Source organism: Blattabacterium cuenoti (assembly GCF_014251775.1).
Classification (GTDB): domain Bacteria; phylum Bacteroidota; class Bacteroidia; order Flavobacteriales; family Blattabacteriaceae; genus Blattabacterium; species Blattabacterium cuenoti_H.
In genome coordinates this window covers 351,921-374,688 of record NZ_CP059199.1, presented here as the reverse complement: position 1 = coordinate 374,688, position 22,768 = coordinate 351,921, and the positions used below count along the sequence as shown (strand labels likewise).

The 22,768-nt window shown below is 24.3% G+C and carries 37 protein-coding genes; all 37 read left to right on the top strand.

The window, feature by feature from the left end; translation table 11 throughout:
• The first annotated feature begins 15 nt into the window (after positions 1–15).
• The 37 genes from rpsI to eno all read left to right on the top strand — a co-directional run bounded on the left by rpsI (position 16) and on the right by eno (position 22,751).
• On the top strand, positions 16–396 hold the full coding sequence (gene rpsI, locus H0H58_RS01855) for a 30S ribosomal protein S9 (protein ID WP_185864871.1): 381 nt from the start codon (positions 16–18) through the stop codon (positions 394–396).
• A gap of 18 nt (positions 397–414) precedes the next feature.
• On the top strand, positions 415–1,095 hold the full coding sequence (gene rpsB, locus H0H58_RS01850; RefSeq protein WP_185864870.1) for a 30S ribosomal protein S2: 681 nt from the start codon (positions 415–417) through the stop codon (positions 1,093–1,095).
• Positions 1,096–1,107: 12 nt separating this feature from the next.
• Positions 1,108–1,923: a translation elongation factor Ts gene (gene tsf / locus H0H58_RS01845; RefSeq protein WP_185864869.1), complete on the top strand. Its 816-nt coding sequence runs from the start codon at positions 1,108–1,110 to the stop codon at positions 1,921–1,923.
• A gap of 2 nt (positions 1,924–1,925) precedes the next feature.
• Positions 1,926–3,455, top strand: coding sequence for a 2,3-bisphosphoglycerate-independent phosphoglycerate mutase (gene gpmI, locus H0H58_RS01840; protein ID WP_185864868.1), 1,530 nt, complete (start codon positions 1,926–1,928; stop codon positions 3,453–3,455).
• Positions 3,456–3,511: 56 nt separating this feature from the next.
• The gene (gene map / locus H0H58_RS01835; protein WP_185864867.1) at positions 3,512–4,324 is read left to right on the top strand and encodes a type I methionyl aminopeptidase; all 813 of its coding nucleotides are present in this window, start codon (positions 3,512–3,514) and stop codon (positions 4,322–4,324) included.
• A gap of 30 nt (positions 4,325–4,354) precedes the next feature.
• Entirely contained in the window at positions 4,355–4,729 is a 375-nt protein-coding gene (gene rpsL / locus H0H58_RS01830; RefSeq protein ID WP_185864866.1) for a 30S ribosomal protein S12, read from the top strand.
• The gene (gene rpsG, locus H0H58_RS01825; protein WP_185864865.1) at positions 4,726–5,208 is read left to right on the top strand and encodes a 30S ribosomal protein S7; all 483 of its coding nucleotides are present in this window, start codon (positions 4,726–4,728) and stop codon (positions 5,206–5,208) included. The genes rpsL and rpsG overlap by 4 nt, the downstream gene beginning before the upstream one ends.
• A gap of 5 nt (positions 5,209–5,213) precedes the next feature.
• Positions 5,214–7,334: an elongation factor G gene (fusA, locus tag H0H58_RS01820; protein ID WP_185864864.1), complete on the top strand. Its 2,121-nt coding sequence runs from the start codon at positions 5,214–5,216 to the stop codon at positions 7,332–7,334.
• A gap of 3 nt (positions 7,335–7,337) precedes the next feature.
• Positions 7,338–7,643 carry a 30S ribosomal protein S10 gene (gene rpsJ / locus H0H58_RS01815; RefSeq protein WP_185864863.1) on the top strand — a complete coding sequence of 102 codons (306 nt, stop codon included), beginning with the start codon at positions 7,338–7,340 and terminating at the stop codon, positions 7,641–7,643.
• Positions 7,644–7,658: 15 nt separating this feature from the next.
• Entirely contained in the window at positions 7,659–8,282 is a 624-nt protein-coding gene (gene rplC, locus H0H58_RS01810; protein WP_185864862.1) for a 50S ribosomal protein L3, read from the top strand.
• Positions 8,283–8,286: 4 nt separating this feature from the next.
• Positions 8,287–8,937, top strand: coding sequence for a 50S ribosomal protein L4 (gene rplD, locus H0H58_RS01805; RefSeq protein ID WP_185864861.1), 651 nt, complete (start codon positions 8,287–8,289; stop codon positions 8,935–8,937).
• Complete coding sequence (rplW, locus tag H0H58_RS01800; protein ID WP_238785119.1) at positions 8,927–9,268, top strand: 50S ribosomal protein L23; 342 nt, start codon at positions 8,927–8,929, stop codon at positions 9,266–9,268. The genes rplD and rplW overlap by 11 nt, the downstream gene beginning before the upstream one ends.
• The gene (gene rplB, locus H0H58_RS01795; RefSeq protein WP_185864860.1) at positions 9,222–10,052 is read left to right on the top strand and encodes a 50S ribosomal protein L2; all 831 of its coding nucleotides are present in this window, start codon (positions 9,222–9,224) and stop codon (positions 10,050–10,052) included. Before rplW ends, rplB begins: the two co-directional genes overlap by 47 nt.
• 9 nt (positions 10,053–10,061) lie before the next feature.
• Positions 10,062–10,349, top strand: coding sequence for a 30S ribosomal protein S19 (gene rpsS, locus H0H58_RS01790; protein WP_185864859.1), 288 nt, complete (start codon positions 10,062–10,064; stop codon positions 10,347–10,349).
• A 17-nt stretch (positions 10,350–10,366) separates the two neighbouring features.
• Positions 10,367–10,747: a 50S ribosomal protein L22 gene (gene rplV, locus H0H58_RS01785; protein ID WP_185864858.1), complete on the top strand. Its 381-nt coding sequence runs from the start codon at positions 10,367–10,369 to the stop codon at positions 10,745–10,747.
• Positions 10,748–10,772: 25 nt separating this feature from the next.
• On the top strand, positions 10,773–11,477 hold the full coding sequence (gene rpsC, locus H0H58_RS01780; RefSeq protein ID WP_185864857.1) for a 30S ribosomal protein S3: 705 nt from the start codon (positions 10,773–10,775) through the stop codon (positions 11,475–11,477).
• Positions 11,478–11,486: 9 nt separating this feature from the next.
• Positions 11,487–11,897, top strand: a complete 411-nt coding sequence (gene rplP / locus H0H58_RS01775) for a 50S ribosomal protein L16 (RefSeq protein WP_185864856.1) — start codon at positions 11,487–11,489, stop codon at positions 11,895–11,897.
• A gap of 9 nt (positions 11,898–11,906) precedes the next feature.
• Complete coding sequence (rpmC, locus tag H0H58_RS01770) at positions 11,907–12,134, top strand: 50S ribosomal protein L29 (protein WP_185864855.1); 228 nt, start codon at positions 11,907–11,909, stop codon at positions 12,132–12,134.
• On the top strand, positions 12,115–12,369 hold the full coding sequence (gene rpsQ / locus H0H58_RS01765; protein WP_185864854.1) for a 30S ribosomal protein S17: 255 nt from the start codon (positions 12,115–12,117) through the stop codon (positions 12,367–12,369). The genes rpmC and rpsQ overlap by 20 nt, the downstream gene beginning before the upstream one ends.
• Positions 12,370–12,373: 4 nt before the next feature.
• Positions 12,374–12,748 (top strand): 50S ribosomal protein L14, encoded by a 375-nt coding sequence (gene rplN, locus H0H58_RS01760; protein ID WP_185864853.1) that lies wholly within the window; start codon positions 12,374–12,376, stop codon positions 12,746–12,748.
• A 13-nt stretch (positions 12,749–12,761) separates the two neighbouring features.
• Complete coding sequence (locus tag H0H58_RS02785; RefSeq protein WP_185864852.1) at positions 12,762–13,439, top strand: KOW motif-containing protein; 678 nt, start codon at positions 12,762–12,764, stop codon at positions 13,437–13,439.
• On the top strand, positions 13,426–14,001 hold the full coding sequence (gene rplE / locus H0H58_RS01750) for a 50S ribosomal protein L5 (RefSeq protein ID WP_185864851.1): 576 nt from the start codon (positions 13,426–13,428) through the stop codon (positions 13,999–14,001). Before H0H58_RS02785 ends, rplE begins: the two co-directional genes overlap by 14 nt.
• A gap of 3 nt (positions 14,002–14,004) precedes the next feature.
• Positions 14,005–14,274 (top strand): 30S ribosomal protein S14, encoded by a 270-nt coding sequence (gene rpsN / locus H0H58_RS01745; RefSeq protein WP_185864850.1) that lies wholly within the window; start codon positions 14,005–14,007, stop codon positions 14,272–14,274.
• Between the two features lie 69 nt (positions 14,275–14,343).
• Positions 14,344–14,724, top strand: a complete 381-nt coding sequence (gene rpsH, locus H0H58_RS01740; protein ID WP_185864849.1) for a 30S ribosomal protein S8 — start codon at positions 14,344–14,346, stop codon at positions 14,722–14,724.
• Positions 14,725–14,754: 30 nt separating this feature from the next.
• Positions 14,755–15,306 (top strand): 50S ribosomal protein L6, encoded by a 552-nt coding sequence (gene rplF / locus H0H58_RS01735; RefSeq protein WP_185864848.1) that lies wholly within the window; start codon positions 14,755–14,757, stop codon positions 15,304–15,306.
• Positions 15,307–15,342: 36 nt separating this feature from the next.
• Positions 15,343–15,660, top strand: a complete 318-nt coding sequence (gene rplR, locus H0H58_RS01730; RefSeq protein WP_185864847.1) for a 50S ribosomal protein L18 — start codon at positions 15,343–15,345, stop codon at positions 15,658–15,660.
• 5 nt (positions 15,661–15,665) lie between these two features.
• Positions 15,666–16,211 carry a 30S ribosomal protein S5 gene (gene rpsE, locus H0H58_RS01725; RefSeq protein WP_185864846.1) on the top strand — a complete coding sequence of 182 codons (546 nt, stop codon included), beginning with the start codon at positions 15,666–15,668 and terminating at the stop codon, positions 16,209–16,211.
• Positions 16,201–16,632: a 50S ribosomal protein L15 gene (rplO, locus tag H0H58_RS01720; protein ID WP_394798740.1), complete on the top strand. Its 432-nt coding sequence runs from the start codon at positions 16,201–16,203 to the stop codon at positions 16,630–16,632. Before rpsE ends, rplO begins: the two co-directional genes overlap by 11 nt.
• Positions 16,633–16,687: 55 nt before the next feature.
• Positions 16,688–18,097 carry a preprotein translocase subunit SecY gene (gene secY, locus H0H58_RS01715; protein WP_185864844.1) on the top strand — a complete coding sequence of 470 codons (1,410 nt, stop codon included), beginning with the start codon at positions 16,688–16,690 and terminating at the stop codon, positions 18,095–18,097.
• A 74-nt stretch (positions 18,098–18,171) separates the two neighbouring features.
• Entirely contained in the window at positions 18,172–18,387 is a 216-nt protein-coding gene (infA, locus tag H0H58_RS01710) for a translation initiation factor IF-1 (protein ID WP_185864843.1), read from the top strand.
• 28 nt (positions 18,388–18,415) lie between these two features.
• Positions 18,416–18,532: a 50S ribosomal protein L36 gene (gene rpmJ / locus H0H58_RS01705; protein ID WP_185864842.1), complete on the top strand. Its 117-nt coding sequence runs from the start codon at positions 18,416–18,418 to the stop codon at positions 18,530–18,532.
• A gap of 22 nt (positions 18,533–18,554) precedes the next feature.
• Positions 18,555–18,935 (top strand): 30S ribosomal protein S13, encoded by a 381-nt coding sequence (gene rpsM / locus H0H58_RS01700; protein ID WP_185864841.1) that lies wholly within the window; start codon positions 18,555–18,557, stop codon positions 18,933–18,935.
• A gap of 17 nt (positions 18,936–18,952) precedes the next feature.
• Positions 18,953–19,360, top strand: coding sequence for a 30S ribosomal protein S11 (rpsK, locus tag H0H58_RS01695; protein WP_185864840.1), 408 nt, complete (start codon positions 18,953–18,955; stop codon positions 19,358–19,360).
• Between the two features lie 13 nt (positions 19,361–19,373).
• Positions 19,374–19,985 (top strand): 30S ribosomal protein S4, encoded by a 612-nt coding sequence (gene rpsD / locus H0H58_RS01690; protein WP_185865282.1) that lies wholly within the window; start codon positions 19,374–19,376, stop codon positions 19,983–19,985.
• A 9-nt stretch (positions 19,986–19,994) separates the two neighbouring features.
• The gene (locus H0H58_RS01685) at positions 19,995–21,011 is read left to right on the top strand and encodes a DNA-directed RNA polymerase subunit alpha (RefSeq protein ID WP_185864839.1); all 1,017 of its coding nucleotides are present in this window, start codon (positions 19,995–19,997) and stop codon (positions 21,009–21,011) included.
• 23 nt (positions 21,012–21,034) lie between these two features.
• Complete coding sequence (gene rplQ / locus H0H58_RS01680) at positions 21,035–21,472, top strand: 50S ribosomal protein L17 (RefSeq protein WP_185864838.1); 438 nt, start codon at positions 21,035–21,037, stop codon at positions 21,470–21,472.
• Positions 21,465–22,751, top strand: coding sequence for a phosphopyruvate hydratase (eno, locus tag H0H58_RS01675; RefSeq protein WP_185864837.1), 1,287 nt, complete (start codon positions 21,465–21,467; stop codon positions 22,749–22,751). The genes rplQ and eno overlap by 8 nt, the downstream gene beginning before the upstream one ends.
• Positions 22,752–22,768: the final 17 nt, after the last annotated feature.

Genomic DNA, 22,768 nt, shown 5'->3' with positions numbered 1-22,768 from the left:
TAAATGTAATATAATATGATATATCATACTATAGGTAGAAGAAAAAGATCTATTGCTAGAATTTATATGAATATAGGAAATGGAATAATTTCGGTAAACTCTAGAAAATTAGAAGATTATTTTCCAGAATATGTTCACCATAAAATATTTTATCCAATTAAATTTTTGGAAATAAAAGATAAATTTAATATAAAAATTAGAGTAAACGGAGGTGGATTTAGTGCTCAAGCTGAAGCTATATGTCTCGCTATATCTAGAGCACTTTGTAAAGTTAATTCTAGCAATGCAGCAAAATTAAGAAATGAAGGGTTATTGACTCGCGATCCTAGAGAAGTTGAAAGAAAAAAATATGGACAAAAAAAAGCTAGAAAAAAATATCAATTTTCAAAACGTTAGTATTATTTTTATATTATTATGGAGATCAATACTCAAGAACTATTAAAAGCCGGTGTACATTTAGGACATATAACTAGAAAATGGAATCCCAATATGAAATCCTTTATTTTTATGAAAAAAAGTGGAATCCATATTATAAATTTATCCAAAACAATTTTAAAGTTAAAAGAAGCATGTAAAGGTTTAAATGATATAATAAAAAATGGAAAAAAAGTTTTGTTAGTTGGAACGAAAGATCAGGCTAAAGAAAAAGTTTTTTTTTATGCAAAAAGTATAAATATGCCATGTGTAACTGAACGATGGTTAGGTGGATTATTAACTAATTTCAGTACTATTCGGAAATCTATAAAAAAAATGAATAATATTGAAAAAATGAAAAAAAATGGAACGTTTGATACTTTATCAAAAAAGGAAAGATTATTTATGAATAGAATTTATGCAAAACTTTATAAAAATTTAGGTAGTATTTCCACAATGAATCATATTCCTAATGGAATTTTTTTAGTAGATCCTAATAGAGAAAAAATTGCTTTAACAGAAGCTAAAAAATTAAAAATTCCAATATTTGCTATGGTAGATACCAATACTGATCCAAGAGATATTAATTTTCCTATTCCATCTAATGATGATTCTTCCAAATCTATCAATATTATATTAAAATATATCATAGAATTTATAAAAGAAAATAAAAAGAATTAAGATTAAAATTTTATGAAAGTTTCTATTAGTGAAATTCAAAAACTTAGAAAGTTAACTGGAGTAGGAATAATTGATTGTAAAAATGCATTATTAAATTCTAACGGAAATATAGAAGAAGCAATTTTTTTTTTAAAAAAAAAAGGAGAAAAGATTGCTTTAAATCGATCAAAATTTGAAACAAAAGAAGGTGGATTAATTGCTAAGGTTGATAATAATAATAATTATGGAGTAATTATTGGAATTAATTGTGAAACTGATTTTTTATCTAAAAGTACAGAATTTATAAAATTATTAAATGATTTATCTCAAAAAGCATTTTTTTATTCATCTAAAAAAGAATTTTTAAATAGTTTATATCATAATAATGATAGTGTAAATAATATTTTAAATAAAAAAATAGGTATTTTCAAAGAAAAATTAGATCTAAATACTTTTGAGAAAGTAGAAGCTCCATTTGTCATGAGTTATACTCATAATAATAACAAATTAGCTTCAATTGTAGCATTTTCTAAAAAATTAGATTATAAAGTAGCTAAAAATATTACCATGCATGTAGCAGGAATGAATCCTGTTTCTATATCGGAAAAAGATTTTCCAAAATCTGTTCTAAAAAAAGAAATAAAAGTTTTTGAACAACAAAATAATCAATACTATAAATCAAAAGATTTAAGAGATAAAATAATAAAAGGAAAAATAAAAAAATTAATATTAGAGAATACACTTCTTAATCAAAAATTTATAAAAAATAATAACATAACAGTTTTTGATTATTTAAAAGAAAATAGTAAAAATTCAGATATTCTTTCTTTTAAAAGAGTATTGATGTAAATATGAAAAAAGTAATGTTAATAATATTGGATGGTTGGGGTATAAATAAAAATAAATCTATTTCTGCTATAGAAAGAGCATCCACACCATTTATAGATTTTTGTATTAAAAAATATCCTAATTTTCAATTAAACGCTTCTGGTACGTTTGTAGGATTGCCATATAATCAAATGGGGAATTCTGAGGTAGGACACATTAGTTTAGGATCTGGAAGAAAAGTTATTCAAAATTTAGAAAAAATTAATGAATCTATAAAAAATAATGTTTTTAAAAAAAAATTAAATAAGTTATTCTCTATTTATAGGGAACAGGATAGAAAAATTCATTTTATAGGTCTTCTTTCTGATGGAGGTGTTCATTCGCATATGGATCATTTATTTTATTTTTTAAAACTATCCTATGAAAATAGATTAAAAAATGTTTTTATACATGTTTTTACTGATGGAAGGGATTCTGGAATAAAAAATAGTATTTCTTATATAAAAAAACTTTTGGAGATAACTAAAAAATATGTTGGAAAATTATCTTCTGTAATTGGTAGATTTTATTCTATGGATAGAGATAAAAAATGGAATAGAACTAAAGTAGCATATGATGCAATGGTTAATTCGAAAGGTATTTATACTAAAAATATATTAAGATCCATAGATTATTATCATAAACAAGGAAAAACAGATGAATTTTTACCCCCATTAATAAATGTTGATGATAATAATATTCCTATTTCAAGAATAAAAAATGGAGATGTAGTATTTTGTTTTAATTTTAGACCAGATCGATCTAGACAAATAACAGAATTGTTTATTTATAATGATTTGAAATTATTGAATAAAAAAAAAGTTAATTTATATAATTATTTAACTATTACTTGTTTCAATGATAAATATAAAAATATTATTTCTCTTTTAAAAAAAGATATTATTCCTGATACATTAGGCAATGTTCTAGAAAAAGAAGGAAAAAAACAAATTCGAATAGCAGAAACGGAAAAATATCCTCATGTTACTTACTTTTTTTCTGGAGGAAGAGAAAAACCATTTGATAATGAAGTAAGAATTTTATGTCCATCACCTAAAGTAGAAACTTACGATTTAAAACCAGAAATGAGTGCAAAAGAAATTACAAATAGAGTAATTTTGGAATTGAAAAATAAAAAATTTGATTTTTTTTGCGTTAATTTTGCAAATCCTGATATGGTTGGACATACTGGAAATATGGAGAAGACTATAATTGCTTGTGAATTTGTTGATAAATGCATAAAATTATGCGTTAATGAAGCTATAAATAATTTATATAAAGTTGTTATTGTAGGAGATCATGGAAATGCTGATTTTATGATAAATGTAGATGGAACCCCTAATACAACACATAGTAATTCATTAGTACCTTTTATATTGTTAAATGATGATGAAAATGATAATAAATTAATAAAAAATAAATTTTTAACTATGAAAAATAGTGGATCACTATCTGATGTAGCTCCAATAATTCTTGAATTGATGAAGCTACCTATTCCACAAATAATGAAATAAATATTTTTTTAAAAAAATATTTGTTTACTCTATTAACCAATTAATTATATTTTATATTGATAAAAACTATTGAGGAAATAATTCTAATAAAAAAAAGTGCAATTCTAGCATCTAAAACCCTAGGGATGTTAGCAAAAGAAATAAAACCAGGGATTAATACATTATATTTAGATAAATTAGCTAGAGAATTTATTTATGATAACGGTGGAAAACCCGCTTTTTTAGGATTGTATGATTATCCGTATACATTATGTGTATCTCCTAATTATCAGGTAGTTCATGGATTACCTAATAAAATTATTTTAAATGATGGAGATATATTATCTGTAGATTGTGGTGTATATATGAATAATTTTTATGGTGATCATGCTTATACTTTTGAAGTTGGAACAGTTTCTGATGAATTAAAAAAATTTTTATCATGTTCAAAAAAGTCTATTTATATAGGAATATCTCAATGTAAATTAGGAAATACTATAGGAGATATTGGATATTCCATTCAATCCCATGTTGAAAAACATAATTATTCTGTAGTAAAAGATTTAGTAGGACATGGTATTGGAAAAAAAATACATGAATCTCCACAAGTTCCTAATTTTGGAAAACCAGGTAAAGGATTTAAGTTAAAAGAAGGTTTAGTTTTATCAATAGAACCAATGATAAATATTGGAACTTCTGATGTAGTCTTTCATAAAGATGGATGGACTGTTACAACTTTAGATAAAAAATATTCTGCTCATTATGAACATAATGTAGCTATAGTTGATGGGGGACCTTGTCTTCTATCTACTTTTAATTATATTTATAAGGAATTAGGAATATCTTCAGATGAAGATATTTTATTTCAAAATAAAAAAATTAATATTTAAACGTGAATAAAATAATTGAATTTTATTGTTATGCCAACTATACAACAATTAATTAGAAAAGGTAGAACTGTTCTTCCTAAGAAAAGGAAATCTATTGCTTTAGATTTTTGTCCACAAAAAAGAGGGGTATGTACTAGAGTTTATACAACTACGCCAAAAAAACCTAATTCTGCTATGCGAAAAGTAGCTAGAGTTCGTTTTAGTAATGGAAAAGAGGTTATTAGTTATATAATAGGTGAGGGGCACAATTTACAAGAACATTCTATTGTATTGGTTAAAGGTGGAAGAGTAAAAGATTTACCTGGAGTAAAATATAAGATAGTAAGAGGTGCTAGAGATACAGCTGGTGTAGATGGGAGAAAAAACAGTAGGAGTAAATATGGAACCAAAATAAAAAATAAATGAGGAAGATAAAAAAAAAAATTAAGAAATATCAACCTGATCCTAAATTTAATGATTCTCTTGTAACACGTTTTGTAAATCATTTAATTAAAAGTGGAAAAAAAGGTTTAGCATATAAAATATTTTATAATTCAATGAAAAAAATTGATTTAATTAGAGAAAAGGAAAAGGAGGAAAAATCCGCATTAGATATATGGAAAGAAGGATTAAAAAATGTTACTCCTCATGTGGAAGTGAGAAGTCGGAGAATGGGAGGAACTAATATTCAAATTCCTGTTCCAATATCAAATCATAGTAAAATTACAAGGGCTATAAAATTATTAATAACCTGTGCAACAGCTAGAAAAGAAAAAACAATGGCAAATAAATTAGCTCTTGAAGTTTGGGATGCATTTCGAGAACAAGGAGAATCTATAAGGAGAAAAGAAAATATTCATAAAATGGCTGAAGCTAATAAAGCATTTTCGCATTTTAGGTTTTAAATTTTATGGTAAAAGATTTAAGATATATTAGAAATATTGGTATTGCTGCGCATATTGATGCAGGAAAAACTACTACTACTGAAAGAATTCTATTTTATACAGGAATAAATCATAAAATTGGTGAAGTCCATGATGGAACTGCAACTATGGATTGGATGTTACAGGAGCAAGAAAGAGGAATAACTATTACTTCTGCCGCTACATGTTGTGAATGGATCTGTAATGATGAAAAATATCAAATCAATATTATAGATACTCCTGGTCACGTAGATTTTACTGTAGAAGTAGAAAGATCCATGAGAGTTTTAGATGGAATGGTAGTTTTGTTTAGTGCAGTAGATGGTGTAGAACCACAATCAGAAACGGTATGGAGACAAGCTGATAAATATGCAATTCCTAGAATTGCTTTCGTTAATAAGATGGATCGTCAAGGAGCAGATTTTTTAGATGTTTGTTCACAAATAAAAAATATTTTAGGTGCTAATCCAGTTCCTTTACAGATTCCTATTGGATATGGAGATGATTTTATTGGTGTTGTTGATTTAGTTACTAATCAAGCGATAGTTTGGAATGAAAATGATTATGGTATGAGCTATAAAAATATTCCAATTCCGAATGATTTAAAAGATCTTACATTAAAATATAGGAATAATCTTATTGAAAATTTATCTGAATTTGATGATGATATAATGGAAAAATTTTTGTATAATAATTCTTCTTTATCAAGAGAAGATATTATTCGTTCTTTACATGAAAATACGATTAATATGAAAATTATTCCTATTCTATGTGGTTCTTCTTTTAAGAATAAAGGGGTTCAGTCAATATTAGATGCTATTTGTTGTTATTTACCATCACCTATTGAAACTAAAGATGTTATAGGAATTAATCCAATTAGTAAAAAAAAAGAAATTAGAAAACCTACAGAAAATGAACCTTTTTCAGCATTAGCTTTTAAAATATCTAGTGATCCGTTTGTTGGAAGATTAGCTTTTTTTAGAGTTTATTCAGGAAATATCGAATCTGGATCTTATAGTTTTAATTCTAGATCTGGAAATAAAGAAAGAATATCTAGAATATATCAAATGCATGCTAATAAACAAAATCCTGTTAAAAAAGTTAGAGCTGGTGATATAGCAGCTATAGTTGGATTTAAAGATATTAAAACTGGTGATACTTTATGTGATCAAAAAAATCCAATTTTATTGGAAAATATATCTTTTCCAGATCCTGTAATTGGATTAGCTATTGAACCTAAATATAAATCTGATATAGATAAAATGAGTAATGCTTTATCTAAATTGATGGAAGAAGATCCTACCTTTCAAGTAAGGATCGATGATTATACTGGACAAACTATTATTTCTGGAATGGGAGAATTACATTTAGAAATTATTGTAGATAGAATGAAAAGAGAATTTAAAGTTGAAGTTAATCAAGGTAATCCAGAAGTGGAATATAAAGAAGCTTTAACGAGTTTAGTTGAACATAGAGAAATTTATAAGAAACAAACTGGAGGTAGAGGTAAGTATGCAGATATTTTATTTAGATTAGAACCTAGAAAATCTAGATTAACTGGATTAGAATTTATTAATAAAATAAAAGGAGGAAATATTCCAAAGGAATATATACCATCTATTGAAAAAGGTTGTAGAGATATGATGAAAAACGGTCCTTTATTTGGTTATGAAATAGACAATGCTAAAGTTACTATATTAGATGGTTCGTATCATTCTGTTGACTCTGATCAATTATCTTTTGAATTGGCAAGTAGAATTGGATTTAGAGAAGCTGCAAAAAAAACTAATCCGATTTTACTAGAACCTATTATGAAATTAGAAATAATTGTTCCAGAAGAAAATATGGGGGATGTAATCGGTGATCTCAATAGAAGAAGGGGACTTATTCAAAAAATGGATGAAAGTAAAAATAACATAAAAATAATTCATGCTACTGTTCCTTTATCTGAAATGTTTGGATATGTTACAATATTACGAACTTTATCATCAGGTAGAGGAACATCTATTATGGAATTTTCTCATTATGATGTGGTCCCTAGATCTATTGTGGATAATATTTTAGAAAAAAAGAGTACTTATAAAAATGAAAGAATAAAAAAAAAATAGAATATGGGATATGATATTAAAATAAAATTAAAGTCTTATGATTATAGTTTATTAGATAAGTCTGCAAAAAAAATAGTGAATTCTGTAATTTCTACCGGAGTAATTTTAAATGGTCCAATACCATTACCAACAGAAAAAAAAATATATACTATTCTTCGTTCACCTCATGTAAATAAGAAATCTAGAGAACAGTTTTTTTTACCTACACATAAAAGACTTTTACAAATCCAAAATGCATCTTCTAAAACGGTTGATGTTTTGATGAAATTAGAATTACCTAGCGGAGTAGAGGTAGAAATAAAGGTATAAAATAATTATAAAAATATGATTGGATTAATAGGAAAAAATATGGGTATGACAAGTATATTTTTATACAATAGAAATATATCTTGTACCATTATAAAAATTAATCGTTGTTATGTAGTTCAAATAAAAACAATAGAAAATGATGGTTATTCGTCGATTCAATTAGGAACTGATAATAAATATAATAATATTAATAAACCATTATTAGGTCATTTTAAAAAATCTGGAGTACATCCTCAGAAAAAATTATTAGAAATTAAAACAAGTTTTAAAAATTCTTATAAATTAGGTCAAGTAGTTAATATTGATATATTTAAAATAGGTGATTTAGTTAATGTAAAAGGAATTTCTAAAGGTAAAGGATTTCAAGGAGTTATTAAAAGACATAATTTTTCAGGTGTTGGAGAACGAAGTCATGGACAACATAATCGATTAAGATCACCGGGATCTATAGGTGCTGGTTCAGATCCTTCTAGAGTTTTTAAAGGAAAAAAAATGGCTGGAAGAATGGGGAATCATAATGTTACTATAAAAAATCTAAAAATTCTAAAAATGGATTTTGATAAAAATTTATTGATATTAAAAGGATCAGTTCCTGGAAATAAAAATTCATATTTATTTATTAATAAGAAGAAATTTTAAAAATATGGAATTAAAAATTTTTGATAATAATGGAAATTTAACAAATGAAAAAGTAGAATTTGATGATAGTATTTTTTTTAAGAAATCTTATGAAAAGTCTTTACATTTGGAAATAAAGAGGTATTTATTTGCTCAAAGACAAGGTACACATAAGTCTAAAGAGAGAGGAGAAGTATCTGGAAGTACTAGAAAATTGCATAGACAAAAAGGAACTGGAAATTCTAGAAAAGGAAGCATAAAAAATCCAATTTTTAGAGGGGGAGGAAGAGTTTTTGGACCTAGGCCGAGGAAATATTATATAAAAGTAAATAAAACAACTAAATCAATAATAAGAAAATTTATTATTGAAAAAAAAATATTACAGAATAAAGTAAAGATAGTTGATGATATTTCATCATTAAAAATTCCAAAAACGAAATTAGTGTTGAAATTATTAGATTCTTTAAATTTAATAGGTAAAAAATCATTGATAATCACTGGAAAATATGATAAAATTTTATATCTCTCATTTAGAAATCTTAAAATGTATAAATTTATTCATGTGAATGAATTAGATTGTTTTTCTTTACTAAATTATCCTTATGTTATTTTATTAAAAAATTCTATAGAAAAAATTAAAAATTTTTTAATTATATCAAAGTATTATGATAATTAAATATTTTTTAACAAAAAAAACTGTTGAAGACGAAAAAAATCTTCATTGTTATACGTTTATAGTGAGTAATATTAAATATAATAAAAATCAAATAAAGAAAGAAATAATTGAATTATTTGGTTTTCCAATAAAAAATATTAGAACGATGATTTATCCAAAAAAAAATAAATCAAAATTCACTAAAAAAGGTGTTCTTTATGGAAGAAGTAATAGTTTTAAAAAAGTAAAAATTCAATTTAAAGAAGATAAAAATGTAGATTTATCAAATAAAAAAAATATAATTAATGTCAGTAAAGAAATTAAAACCAACAACACCCGGACAAAGGTTTAGAATCTTGAATGATTTTAAAATTTTAACTAGTTCTATTCCAGAAAAAAAATTAACAAAAGGAAAATTAAAAACTGGGGGAAGGAATAATTATGGACGTAGAACAATACGTAATTTTGGTGGAGGACATAAAAAAAAATATAGAATAATTGATTTTAAAAGAAGAAAATTTTCTATTGTTGCAACTGTAAAATCTATAGAATATGATCCAAATCGTTCTTCTTTTATTGCACTATTAAATTATGTAGATGGAGCTAAAGGCTATATTATAGCAATAACTGGATTAAAAATAGGGCAAAAAGTAATTTCAGGTGAAAAAAATATTCCTATACAAATAGGTAATTCTACTTTTTTAAGTGAAATCCCGCTGGGTACTATTATTTCTTGCATAGAAATAAATCCAGGACAAGGTGCTAAAATAGCTAGAAGTGCTGGAAGTTTTGCAGAATTATTTGCAAAAGAGGGAAAATATGTTACAATAAAATTACCATCAGGAGAAATTAGAATGATTATGTCAAATTGTATGGCAACAATAGGATCAGTTTCTAATTCTGATCACCAATTAGAAACTTATGGAAAAGCAGGAAAAAAAAGACATTTAGGTAGAAGACCAAGAACTAGAGGTGTAGCTATGAATCCTGTCGATCATCCTATGGGGGGTGGAGAAGGAAAAGCTTCTGGTGGAATTCCTAGAAATAGAAAAGGTAATTATTCAAAAGGTTTTAAAACAAGAATAAAAAATAAATATTCTAATAAATATATTTTACAAAGAAGAAAAAAGAGATAATATAATATTATGCCAAGATCTTTAAAAAAAGGACCATATATATCTTATAAATTGTATAGAAAAGTTTTAAAAAATATAAAATCTAATAAAAAAACAGTTATTAAAACTTGGTCTAGACCATCGACTATTCTTCCCGATTTTGTCGGTCAAACTTTTGCAGTTCATAATGGAAAACAATTCATTAATGTTTATATAACTGAAAATATGATAGGTAGAAAATTAGGAGAATTTGCTCCTACCAGAGTTTTTAGGGCGCATTCTGGATCTAAAAATAAGATAAAGAATCCAAGTAAATAATAATTATTTATGATTATATGATTATTAGTAATAATTATGCTAAAAAAAATAAAATCATGGCTTCAGCCACTTTAAAAGGAGTTTCAATTTCTCCTAGAAAATTAAGATTAGTTGCTGATTTAATTCGTTATGAAGAATTAAAAAATGCTTTGAATATACTATCAAATAGTAAAAAAAAAGGAGCTATTATTTTTAAAAAATTGATAATTTCTTCATTATCCAATTGGACTAAAAAAAGTGGAATAGATTATGATTCTAAAAATGAATTTATTTATATAAAAGAAATTAGAGTGGATCAAGGAAAAGTTTTGAAAAGGATCCAACCTGCTCCTCAAGGAAGAGGTCATAGGATAAAAAAGAAATCAAGTCACATAATGATTTGTATCCAAAATAAATAAATAAAATTAATTATATAATAAACTTATGGGACGAAAGACAAATCCAATAGTTAATCGTTTAGGTATTGTAATAGGCTGGCAATCTAGTTGGTGTAATAATTATAAGGAAAGAATTAAAGAAGATTTTAAAGTTAGAAAATATATTGAAGGTAGATTTCCAAAAGGGATAATATCTAAAATATTTATAGAAAGAACTTTAAAATTTATTACGATAACAGTTCGTACATCGAGACCAGCAATTGTTATAGGAAAAAGAGGTGAAGAAGTAAATTCTGTTAGAAAAGAATTAAAAAAAATTACGAAAAAAGAGGTTCAAATAAATATCTCTGAAGTAAAGAAACCTGAAGTAGATGCTACTTTAGTAGCTAAAGCTTTAGCTAGACATTTAGAAAATAGAGTTCCTTATAAAAAAGTAATTAAATTTTCTATTTTATCTGCTATAAGAATGAATGTTCAAGGGATAAAAATACAAGTATCGGGAAGATTAAATGGATCTGAGATGGCTAGATGTGAGTCATATAAAGAAGGCAGAATATCTTTAGGAACTTTTCGTGCTAATGTAGATTATTATATGGATATTGCTCATACTGCTTACGGTAGTATTGGTATAAAAGTTTGGATTATGAAAGGAGAAGTTTATGGGAAAAAAAACTTATTTCCATCATTAGAAACACATTATCATAGAAAAAAAAATAAGCAAAATTATTCTTATAATAGAAGAAAAAAATAATAAGATTAGATGTTACAACCAAAAAGGACAAAATATAAAAAAATGCAAAAAGGTAGAATTAAAGGTAATTCTAAAAAAGGTTTTTTTTTATCAAGAGGTTTATATGGAATAAAAGCTATGGAAAAGGCTTGGATTACTTCTAGACAATTAGAAGCAGCTCGTATAGCAGCTACTAGATATATGAAAAGAGAAGGTAAATTATGGATAAATATTTTTCCAGATAAACCAGCAACTAAGAAACCACAAGAAGTACGTATGGGAAAAGGTAAAGGTCCAGTAGAATTTTGGGTTTCAATAGTTAAACCAGGTAGAATATTATTTGAATTAGACGGAGTTAATTTTAATATTGCTAGGGAATCTTTAAGATTAGCGGCTCAAAAGTTGCCTATTAAAATGAAATTTATTTATAAAAAGTATTAATATTATTTTATGAAAAATTTCAAAATATCTAGTTTTAAAAGATTAAATAAATTATCTATTAATGATTTAGAAAATTTTATTAAAAAAAATAAAAAAAAATATCAACAAATTAAATTTGCTCATTCTGTAAAAAAAATAAAAATTACTACAAAAATTAGTAATATTAGAAAATATATTGCTCAATTGAAAACTGAATTAAATAAAAGAATAAAATCTAATGAGGTTGAGAAAAATTAGAAAACAAAGAAAGGGAATTGTTGTAAGTGATAAAATGAATAAAACTATAGTAGTATGTGAGACAAAAAAAGTTAAACATAAATATTATGGAAAAGGTATTCTAAAAAAGAAGAAATATTTAGTTCATGATGAAAAAAATATTTCTAAAAATGGAGATAAAGTAAGTATTATGGAAACCCGTCCGTTAAGTAAAAGAAAATGTTGGAGATTATTAAAAATATTAGAAAAATATTAATGATATGTTACAACAAGAGTCAATGTGTAAAGTTTCGGATAATACTGGGGCAAAAGAGGCTTTAATTATAAGAGTATTAGGAGGATCAAAAAAAAGATATGCTACATTAGGTGATTCTATAATTGTCACTATTAAAAATTCTAGTTCTGGAAGTAATATTGCTGTAAAAAAGGGGCAAATTTCTAGAGCAGTTGTTATAAGAACACGAAAAAGAGTTAAGAGGATAGATGGATCTTATATAAGTTTTGATGATAATGCATGTGTATTAATTAATTCTTCAGGAGAAATGACAGGAACTAGAGTATTTGGGCCTGTAGCAAGAGAATTAAGAGAAAAAGAATATATGAAAATTATATCTTTAGCACAAGAGGTGTTATAATATAATAAAAAATATGAAAAAATTTAAGATAAAAAAAGGGGATAAAGTAATTGTATTATCTGGAAATCACAAAGGGAAAAAAGGAATTGTATTAAAAATTTTAACAAAAAAAAATAAAGCTATTTTTAGTGATATTATTAATAGTGATATCACTAAGTTTAGTGATATCACTAATGTAAACAGTGATATCAATATAAACAATGATATCACAAATGTAAATATAAATAATTCTGATAAAGATTCAAAAAATGATCTTGATAAAGATTCAAAAAATGATCTTGATAAAGATTCAAAAAATGATCTTGATAAAGATTTGAAAAATGATCTTGATAAAGATTCAAAAAATGATCTTGATAAAGATTCAAAAAATGATCTTGATAAAGATTCAAAAAATGATCTTGATAAAGATTTGAAAAATGATCTTGATAAAGATTCAAAAAATGATCTTGATAAAGATTTGAAAAATGATCTTGATAAAGATTTGAAAAACTATTTTGATAAAAATTTAAAAAATTATCTTAATAAAAATTTGAAAAAAAATTTTAATAATAATTTGAAAAATTATTTTAATAAAAATTTGAAAAAGAATTTTAATAATAATTTGAAAAAAAGTTTTAATAAAGAATCAAAAAATAGATATTATATACATTTATCTAATCTAAAAAAGATTAATAAAAATGAATCTAAATAATTTTTCTGATTACACCCCTCAATTATATAATTTTTATAAAAAAAATGTAACTAAAAAATTAATGAAAAAATTTGGGTATAATTCTATTATGGAAGTTCCTAAATTATTAAAAATTGTAATTCATCAGGGAATAGGTAGTACTTATTTAAATGATAAAAAAATATTAGACTCTTCTTTAAAAGAATTAACAAATATAAGTGGACAAAAAGCAATTATTTGTTATTCTAAACATGACGAATCTGGATTTAAATTAAGAAAAGGGACCCCTATAGGTGTAAAAGTAACATTAAGAAGAGATAAAATGTATGAATTCCTGGAAAGACTTATTGTAGTTTATTTACCTAGAGTAAGAGATTTTAATGGATTATCCAATAGTGGATTTGATAATTGTGGAAATTATAATATTGGAATTAAAGAACAAATAATTTTTCCAGAAATAAATATAGATGAAATTAGAAAAAATATGGGAATGAATATTACATTTGTAATTTCTACAACAAAATATTTGGAATCTAAAGGTCTTTTATCTTTATTAGGAATTCCATTTAAAAAAAAAAATTAATATATGGCTAAAGAATCTGTAAAAGCAAGACAAAAAAAGAGAGAAAAAATGGTATTAAAATTTTATGAAAAAAGAAAATTTTTAAAAAAAAGTAAAAATTATGAATTATTACAAAGATTGCCTAGAAATGCATCTCCAGTACGTTTAAGAAATAGATGTACTATATCTGGAAGATGTAGAGGATATATTAGAAAGTTTGGAGTATCTAGGATAGTTTTTAGAAGTTTAGTATCTCAAGGATTAATTCCAGGGATAAAAAAAGCTAGTTGGTAGATTTAATAATATTATTAGATTATTTATATAATTTATATATATTATAAAAAAATAAATTAAAAATAATAAATGGATTCAATTGCTAATTTTTTAACTATGATTAGAAATGCCTCTAATGTTGGACATAAAATTTTGGTAACAGAATTATCTAAAATTAAAGAAAATATTTCCATAGTCTTATTGAAAAACGGTTATATATTAGGATATAAAATAGAAAAAGAAAAAAATCTAATTAAACTAGCATTAAAATATTATAAAAATAAACCAGTTATTAAAAATTTAATTAGAATTAGCAAACCAGGATTAAGAATATATTGTAAATATAAAAAATTACCTAGGGTTTTAAATGGATTAGGAATTGCTATTGTTTCTACTTCTCATGGAATAATGTCAGATAAAAGTGCAAAAAAAAATAAAATAGGAGGAGAAATATTATGTTATGTTTATTGAAAATGTTTATTTTGTTAATTAATAATAATCATGTCAAGAATAGGTAATAAACCTATATTAATTCCTGATGAAATTAATTTAGAAAAAAATAATAATATTATTGTAATAAAAGGAAAATTAGGAGTTATAAAAGAAGAAATTGATGAAAAATTAAATTTAATAATAAAAGATAATTATTTATATATATCTAGAAAAAATAATGATAAAATATCCAAATCTATACATGGTTTATATCGTGTTTTGATAAATAATATGATTATTGGAGTTACTTTAGGATTTATAAAAGAATTAGAATTAGTTGGAGTGGGGTATAGAGCAGAATATTTTTTATCAAATAGAATTTTAAATATGAATTTGGGTTTCTCTCACGATATAATGATTCAAGTCCCTCAAGAAATAGAATTAAATATAAAATCAAAAAAAGGTAAAAATACTATTTTAATTTTAAAATCTTATAATAAACAATTATTAGGTATTTTTTCAGCTAAAATAAGATCATTTAGAGTTCCTGAACCGTATAAAGGAAAAGGAATTAGATATTTAGGAGAAGAAATTAGAAGAAAAGCTGGAAAATCAGCTTAAGTTTTTTAACTTTATATCTAATTTTTATAAAAATAGATGAAAAAAAAATTTAGAAAAAAAATTTTAGGTAAAAAAAATAGACTTAGAATATCAGTTTTTAGAAGTAATAAACAAATTTATGCTCAAATAATAGATGATATTTCTAGTAAAACTTTAATTTCTTCTTCTTCTCTTGAAAAAGAAGTAAAAAAAAATAATAAAGTAAAACAATCTTATGAAGTGGGGAAATTATTAGGATTTAAAGCTAAAAAATTAAATTTAGATAAATTAGTTTTCGATAAAGGTAAATATTTATATCATGGTAGAGTAAAATCGTTAGTTGATGGCATTAGACATACCGGAATAAAAATTTAAATATCATGATAGCACAAAAAAATTTTTTTATAAATAAAAATAGAGAAAAGAAAACAAAATATTTAGGTTTAGAATTAAAAGAAAAATTAATTGGGGTAACAAGAGTATGTAAAGTAACTAAAGGTAGAAGATATTTTAGTTTTAGTGCTGTAGTGATTAAAGGAAATGAAAGTGGATATGTAGGATATGGATTTGGTAAATCAAAAGATGCTCCAGATGCAATTAGAAAAGCCGGAGAACAAGCTAAAAGAAGTATACGAAAAATTTGTATTTTAAATGGAACAGTTCCACATAAACAAGAAGCTAAATATGGTGGAGCTAAAGTTCTTATAATTCCTGCTTCAGATGGAACTGGAATTATAGCAGGTGGAACTTTAAGATCAGTTTTAAAAGCATCAGGATTAAGAAATGTTTTATCAAAATCTAAAGGATCGTCCAATCACCATAATATTATTAAAGCTACTATTAAAGCACTTAGTAAAATAAGAGATTCAAATTTTGTAGCTAAAGAAAGAGGAATTAGTATCAAAAATGTACATAATGGATTTTAATTCAAGAAAAAAAATTAGATTAGGAAGAGGTCAAGGTTCCGGAAAAGGAGGAACATGTGGAAGAGGAAATAAAGGAGATAAATCAAGATCAGGATTTTCTAAAAAAATAGGATTTGAAGGTGGACAAATGCCTTTACATAGAAGAATTCCAAAATTTGGATTCAAAAGATCTTTTAGAAAAAAATTTATTGAGATTAATTTAGATTTTATACAAAAATTCATTGATAAAGGATATTTTAAAGAAAGAGAAATCGTTTGTAAAGAAACTTTAATCAAAAAAAGATTGATAAAAAAAAATATGTCTATTAAAATTTTAGGAAGAGGAAATCTAAATAGATCAATAATTTTTTTTGTTAAAAAATGTACTAAAAGTGCTTTAAAAAAAATTAAAGATTCAGGTGGTGAAATACATTTATCCTAATGTTTATTTTCTAATTTTTAAATAAAAAAATTAAGAATAAATAATTATAAAATTAGTGAAGAATTTTTTTAAAAAAATTTGTAATATTTGGTATATTAAAGAACTAAGAATCAAAATAATAACAACATTAATATTATTATTAGCATATCGTTTTGGTTCATATGTTCCTATTCCTGGTATTAATCCTTTAGAAATTAATAATTTGTTAGAAAAATTTTATTTTTTTAGGTCAAAAGGATTGATGCAGATTTTATCTTCTTTCACTGGAGGTGCTTTTAATCGTGCATCAATTTTAGCCTTAGGAATTATGCCATATATATCCTCTTCTATAATGATGCAATTAATGTGCATAATTTTTCCAAGATTATATAGAATTCAAAAAGAAGGAGAGGTTGGAAAAAGAAAAATTTCTTTTATTACAAGATGGTTGACTTTAATTGTTTGTTTAATACAATCTCCTATTTATCTAATTTCATTAACTAGGGGATTAATTCCTTTTTCTTCTTTTTATCATTCTATTTATTTAATAAATATAAATTCTGTTTATGGTCAATTTATATTTTTTATATTAGGAATAATTATTTTAACTTCAGGAACTATATTTACTATATGGTTAGGTGATCAAATTACTGATAAAGGAATAGGTAATGGGGTATCTTTAATTATAGTTTCTGGAATTATATCACGTTTTCCAAACGCTATTACTAAAGAAATAATTTTTAAATTAAATTTAGGTAGTAGAGGTTGGATAATATTATTTTTAGAATTTTTTTTATGGTTATTAGTTATTTTATTATCTATAATAATTATAAAAGCAGTTAGAAAAATTCCTGTTCAATATGTATCTCATTATTATAAATCATTAGATAGTAATAGCAATAATCATAATCATTATCTTATAAATAAAAAATATCAATTTATTCCATTAAAAATTATTGCGGTAGGAGTGATGCCATTAATATTTTCTCAAGCTATTATGTTATTACCTATGACTTTTTACGATTATCTAGAAAATGAAAATATAAAAAAAATTTTTCGTATATTTCAAGATATTTATGGGTTATGGTATAATTTAACTATAACTATATTGGTAATAATTTTTACTTTTTTTTATACAGCAATTACAATTCCAGTAAATCAAATAGCTAATGATTTAAAAAGAAATGGTGGATATATACCTAGGATAAAACCTGGAATAGATACTGTTAAATATATAGATCATGTATTATCATATATTACTTTACCTGGTTCTATTTTATTAGCTATTATAGCTATATTACCATCTATGGTTTTTAAAATGGGAGTAACTCATAATTTTTCTTTATTTTATGGTGGTACATCACTATTAATAGTAGTCGGGGTGATATTAGATATGTATCAACAAATTAATATTTATTTATTAAATCATCATTATGATGAAATAATGATGAATAATAGTAATTTTAATTATTATAATAAATTGTAATTTTTTATGTATATTAATTGCACTTTTTAAGTGTATTATTAATATATCAATTAATTATTAAAAATACGTTATTAATGACAAAGCAAAAACATATAGAGATAGATGGAACTATTATAGATTCATCTCCAAATGCTATGTTTAGAGTGAAATTAGAAAATGGTTGTATAATAAAAGCTCATATCTCTGGTAAGATGAGAATGCATTATATAAAAATTTTACCTGGAGATAAAGTAAGATTAGAAATGTCATCTTATGATTTAGAGAGAGGGAGAATAACTTATAGATATTAATTGATATTATTGTAAAAATATTTTATGTATGAAAATAAAAGCATCTCTAAAAAAAAGAACTAATAATTGCATAATTGTTAGCAGGAAAGGTTGTTTAAGAATTATTAATAAAAAAAATCCTAAATTCAAACAAAAACAGGGATAATTTTTAATAATTAAGAATTTTTATGGCAGTTAGGATTTCAGGTGTAGAAATTCCTTTAAATAAAAGAGGAATAATTGGTCTTACTTACCTTTATGGTATTGGAAAAAATATATCAAAAGAGATATTAAATTATGTCAAAATAGATGTGAATAAAAAGGTAAAAGATTGGACTGATGAAGAAACTAGCAAAATACGTCAATATATTTCAAATAATATAAAAATTGAAGGTGAATTGAGATCTGAAATTCAGTTTAATATTAAACAACTTATAGATATTGGTTGTTATGTAGGAATTAGGCATAGGAAAGGTCTACCTTTAAGAGGGCAAAAAACTAAAAATAATTGTAGAACAAGAAAAGGTAAAAAAAAGACTGTAGCAAATAAAAGAAAAGTTATCAAATAAATATAAAATAGAAATATATGGGAAAATTATCTATTGGAAGTAATAGAGAAAAAAAAAAGAAAAAAAATTCAATTGTAGTAGACTCAGTAGGGATAGCTCATATACAGTCTAGTTTTAATAATATCATTATTACTTTAACAAATAAAAATGGTGATGTTATAGCTTGGGGTTCTGCTGGTAAAATGAATTTTAAAGGATCTAAAAAAAATACACCTTATGCCGCACAAAAAACTGCAGAAAATGTAGCAAAAAAAGGATTAAATGCTGGATTAAAAAAAGTGGAAGTAAAAGTAAAAGGACCTGGAGCTGGTAGAGATGCTGCGATAAGAGCATTAAGTAATGCTGGAATTGCAGTAACTATGATTAAAGATATTACACCATTACCTCATAATGGATGTAGACCACCTAAAAGAAGAAGAGTATAAAAAAATTTTTATTATGGCAAGATATATTGGACCTAAGACTAAAATTTCTAGAAGATTAGGAGAATCTATTTTTGGAGAAGATAAATATTTTAATAGACGAAAATATATAACAAGTGAACATAGTAGTCCTTTTAGAAGGAAAGGAAAACGTTCAGAATATTTAATTCAATTATTAGAAAAACAAAAAGCTAAATACACTTATGGTATTTTAGAACGTCAGTTTGAAAGATTATACTTAGAAGCTTCAAAGAAAAAGGGGATTACTGGAGAATTACTTTTACAATTTTGTGAAAGTCGTTTAGATAACGTAGTATTTAGGTTGAGATTTTCACCATCTAGATGCTCTGCTCGTCAAATAGTCAGTCATAAACATATTACTGTTAATGAAAAAGTGGTGAATATTCCATCTTTTAGATTAAAAAAAGGCGATAAAATTGGAATAAAAAAAGGTTCAAAAAAACATCCTGTTATAGTTGATTCTATTAATCAAAATAAAAATATTTTGGTAGAATGGTTATCTTTTGATGAAAAAAATATGATTGGAACATTGGTCTTTTTACCAAGTAGAAATCAAATTCCAGAAAATATCAAAGAACAACTAATAGTAGAATTATATTCAAAATAAAGTATAAAAATGGCAATTTTAGACTTTGTTAAACCTGATAAAATTTTAGTTTCTGAAAATTCAGATAATAGTAGTATTTTTCATCTAAAACCATTAGAACCAGGTTACGGAATTACTTTAGGTAATTCATTGAGAAGAATATTATTAGGATCTTTGAAAGGATACGCTATTACTTCTTTAAAAATTTCTGGAGTAAAATATGAATTTTCTACTATAGAAGGAGTAGCTGAAGATGTAACTGAAATAATTCTAAATTTAAAAAAAATTCGTTTTAAACAGATTGTTTCAGGAGTCGAAAAAGAAATAGTAAATATTTTTATTGATCAAGGAGAAATTATAACAGGTAAAATTTTAAATAAATTTATTTCTGGATTTATTATTTTAAATGATGATTTAATTATTTGTAATAAAGAAGATTCAGTCATTTTAAAGATGAGTTTCACTATTGAAGTTGGTAGAGGATACGTCCCAGCAGAAGAAAATAAAAAAAATTTTGATTCAGTAATTGGTTTAATTCCTATAGATTCTATTTATACTCCTATTAAAAATGTTAAATATAAAGTAGAAAATTGTAGAGTAGGACAAAAAACTGATTTTGAAAAATTATCTTTAGAAATAAAGACTGATGGTTCTATATCTCCTAAACAAGCATTAATGGAGGCTTCAGGAATATTAATTAAATATTTATCAATTTTTTCAAATGAAAAAATTGATAAAAAAGAAAAAGATATAGTCGGTAAAAATAAAAGAAAATATAACGAAGAATATTTGAAAATGAGGACTTTATTGAAGTCACGATTAAGTGATATGGATTTATCTGTTCGTACAAAAAATTGTTTAAGATTGGCTTCGATAAATACTGTAGAAGAATTAGTAAATTGTAATAAAAATAGTTTATTAAAAATGAGAAATTTTGGTAAAAAATCGTTATTTGAATTAGAAAAAAAAATGAAGGAAAAAGAATTATATTTTGGAATGAAAACTTTAGAATATAAATTGAATTATAATAAAAACGGAGACAAATAACTAAATCAAAGTAGTATTATATTATGAATCATAGAAATAAAAATAAGTCTATAGGTAGGAAATATGGACATAGGAAATCTTTACTTTCTAATTTAGCTTCTTCTTTAATTAAAAAAAAAAGAGTATTTACTACTTTAACTATTTCTAAAGTTTTAAGAAAGTTTATTGAACCTATTATTACTAAATCTAAAATAGATTCTAATCATTCTAGAAGAATTATTTTTTCTTATTTAAGAGATAAAAAAGCAGTTTTAGAGTTATTTAAGGATACTTTTAAAAAAGTCAGAGAACGTCCAGGAGGATATACTAGAATATTGAAAGTTGGATATCGTTTGGGGGATAAATCAATAATTTCTTTCATAGAATTAGTAGATTTTAATGAAAATTTTTATGATTCTAAAAAAAATATAAAATCTAAAAAAACAAGAAGAAGTAAGAAAAAAAAGATTAATAATGAGTAGAATTAAAAATATTAAAGCTAGGCAAATATTAGATTCTAGAGGAAATCCTACATTAGAAGTAGATTTAATCACAACAAATAATATTATTGGAAGAGCATCTATACCATCAGGAGCATCTAAAGGAGCTAATGAAGTATTTGAATTACGTGATAATGATAAAAATATATTTTCTGGAAATGGTGTATTAAAAGCTATTTATAACGTTACAAATATGATCGCTCCTGAATTAATTGGAAAATCAATTTTTGATCAGATTGAAATAGATAAGCTGATGATTAATTTAGATGGAACTAATAATAAAAGAGTATTAGGAGGGAATTCTATTTTAGCGGTATCTATTGCAACAGCAAAAGCAGCATCTATAGAGATAGGATTACCTATTTATAAATATATTGGAGGAATTTTTACTAATTTTTTGCCTATTCCATTAGTAAATATTATTAATGGAGGAAAACATTCCAATGCTTCTATAGCTTTTCAAGAATTTATGATTGTTCCTATTAAATGTAATAATTTCTTAGATTCTCTAAAAATTAGTCATAATATTTTTTATCAATTAAAGAATTTATTAAATAAAAAAAAAATTTCAACTAGTTTAGGAGATGAAGGAGGATTCACTCCAAATTTTAATGGTGCAGAAGAGGTTTTAGATCAGATATTAGAATCTATTCATTTATCTGGCTATGAACCATATGATGATGTATCTATTGCCATAGATTGTGCAGCTAGTGAATTCTACGTTAATGGAAAGTACGATTATTCTATTTTTGAAAAAAAAACTGAAACATCCTATATAAAGTCAAGGGAAGAACATGCTGAATATTTATCTTTTTTGATTAATAAATATCCAATTATATCTATTGAAGATGGAATGGCAGAAAATGATTATAAAGGTTGGAAAATATTAACAAATGAAATAGGTGATCAAATTCAATTGGTAGGTGATGATTTATTTGTAACTCAAATAGATAAATTAAAAAATGGAGTAGAAAGAAATATTGCTAATTCTATTTTAATAAAACTCAATCAAGTTGGAACATTAACAGAGACTATTGAAACAATTAATTTCGCTAAAAAAAGTAAATATCAAAATATTATATCTCATCGTTCTGGTGATACAGAAGATTCTTTCATATCAAATTTATCGGTTGCATTTAATATACAACAAATAAAAACTGGATCTATTTGTCGTTCTGAAAGAACTTCTAAATATAATGAGTTATTACGTATCGAAGAAGAAATTGGAAAAAATTCATGTTATTCAAAATGGGATTTTTAACATAAATTTTTTATTGA

Bases quoted from the DNA above. Each gene is read 5' to 3' on its own strand.
- rpsI (WP_185864871.1), top strand. From the start codon at position 16: ATGATATATCATACTATAGGTAGAAGAAAAAGATCTATTGCTAGAATT.
- rpsB (WP_185864870.1), top strand. From the start codon at position 415: ATGGAGATCAATACTCAAGAACTATTAAAAGCCGGTGTACATTTAGGA.
- tsf (WP_185864869.1), top strand. From the start codon at position 1,108: ATGAAAGTTTCTATTAGTGAAATTCAAAAACTTAGAAAGTTAACTGGA.
- gpmI (WP_185864868.1), top strand. From the start codon at position 1,926: ATGAAAAAAGTAATGTTAATAATATTGGATGGTTGGGGTATAAATAAA.
- rpsL (WP_185864866.1), top strand. From the start codon at position 4,355: ATGCCAACTATACAACAATTAATTAGAAAAGGTAGAACTGTTCTTCCT.
- rpsG (WP_185864865.1), top strand. From the start codon at position 4,726: ATGAGGAAGATAAAAAAAAAAATTAAGAAATATCAACCTGATCCTAAA.
- fusA (WP_185864864.1), top strand. From the start codon at position 5,214: ATGGTAAAAGATTTAAGATATATTAGAAATATTGGTATTGCTGCGCAT.
- rpsJ (WP_185864863.1), top strand. From the start codon at position 7,338: ATGGGATATGATATTAAAATAAAATTAAAGTCTTATGATTATAGTTTA.
- rplC (WP_185864862.1), top strand. From the start codon at position 7,659: ATGATTGGATTAATAGGAAAAAATATGGGTATGACAAGTATATTTTTA.
- rplD (WP_185864861.1), top strand. From the start codon at position 8,287: ATGGAATTAAAAATTTTTGATAATAATGGAAATTTAACAAATGAAAAA.
- rplW (WP_238785119.1), top strand. From the start codon at position 8,927: ATGATAATTAAATATTTTTTAACAAAAAAAACTGTTGAAGACGAAAAA.
- rplB (WP_185864860.1), top strand. From the start codon at position 9,222: ATGTCAGTAAAGAAATTAAAACCAACAACACCCGGACAAAGGTTTAGA.
- rpsS (WP_185864859.1), top strand. From the start codon at position 10,062: ATGCCAAGATCTTTAAAAAAAGGACCATATATATCTTATAAATTGTAT.
- rplV (WP_185864858.1), top strand. From the start codon at position 10,367: ATGATTATTAGTAATAATTATGCTAAAAAAAATAAAATCATGGCTTCA.
- rpsC (WP_185864857.1), top strand. From the start codon at position 10,773: ATGGGACGAAAGACAAATCCAATAGTTAATCGTTTAGGTATTGTAATA.
- rplP (WP_185864856.1), top strand. From the start codon at position 11,487: ATGTTACAACCAAAAAGGACAAAATATAAAAAAATGCAAAAAGGTAGA.
- rpmC (WP_185864855.1), top strand. From the start codon at position 11,907: ATGAAAAATTTCAAAATATCTAGTTTTAAAAGATTAAATAAATTATCT.
- rpsQ (WP_185864854.1), top strand. From the start codon at position 12,115: ATGAGGTTGAGAAAAATTAGAAAACAAAGAAAGGGAATTGTTGTAAGT.
- rplN (WP_185864853.1), top strand. From the start codon at position 12,374: ATGTTACAACAAGAGTCAATGTGTAAAGTTTCGGATAATACTGGGGCA.
- H0H58_RS02785 (WP_185864852.1), top strand. From the start codon at position 12,762: ATGAAAAAATTTAAGATAAAAAAAGGGGATAAAGTAATTGTATTATCT.
- rplE (WP_185864851.1), top strand. From the start codon at position 13,426: ATGAATCTAAATAATTTTTCTGATTACACCCCTCAATTATATAATTTT.
- rpsN (WP_185864850.1), top strand. From the start codon at position 14,005: ATGGCTAAAGAATCTGTAAAAGCAAGACAAAAAAAGAGAGAAAAAATG.
- rpsH (WP_185864849.1), top strand. From the start codon at position 14,344: ATGGATTCAATTGCTAATTTTTTAACTATGATTAGAAATGCCTCTAAT.
- rplF (WP_185864848.1), top strand. From the start codon at position 14,755: ATGTCAAGAATAGGTAATAAACCTATATTAATTCCTGATGAAATTAAT.
- rplR (WP_185864847.1), top strand. From the start codon at position 15,343: ATGAAAAAAAAATTTAGAAAAAAAATTTTAGGTAAAAAAAATAGACTT.
- rpsE (WP_185864846.1), top strand. From the start codon at position 15,666: ATGATAGCACAAAAAAATTTTTTTATAAATAAAAATAGAGAAAAGAAA.
- rplO (WP_394798740.1), top strand. From the start codon at position 16,201: ATGGATTTTAATTCAAGAAAAAAAATTAGATTAGGAAGAGGTCAAGGT.
- infA (WP_185864843.1), top strand. From the start codon at position 18,172: ATGACAAAGCAAAAACATATAGAGATAGATGGAACTATTATAGATTCA.
- rpmJ (WP_185864842.1), top strand. From the start codon at position 18,416: ATGAAAATAAAAGCATCTCTAAAAAAAAGAACTAATAATTGCATAATT.
- rpsM (WP_185864841.1), top strand. From the start codon at position 18,555: ATGGCAGTTAGGATTTCAGGTGTAGAAATTCCTTTAAATAAAAGAGGA.
- rpsK (WP_185864840.1), top strand. From the start codon at position 18,953: ATGGGAAAATTATCTATTGGAAGTAATAGAGAAAAAAAAAAGAAAAAA.
- rpsD (WP_185865282.1), top strand. From the start codon at position 19,374: ATGGCAAGATATATTGGACCTAAGACTAAAATTTCTAGAAGATTAGGA.
- H0H58_RS01685 (WP_185864839.1), top strand. From the start codon at position 19,995: ATGGCAATTTTAGACTTTGTTAAACCTGATAAAATTTTAGTTTCTGAA.
- rplQ (WP_185864838.1), top strand. From the start codon at position 21,035: ATGAATCATAGAAATAAAAATAAGTCTATAGGTAGGAAATATGGACAT.
- eno (WP_185864837.1), top strand. From the start codon at position 21,465: ATGAGTAGAATTAAAAATATTAAAGCTAGGCAAATATTAGATTCTAGA.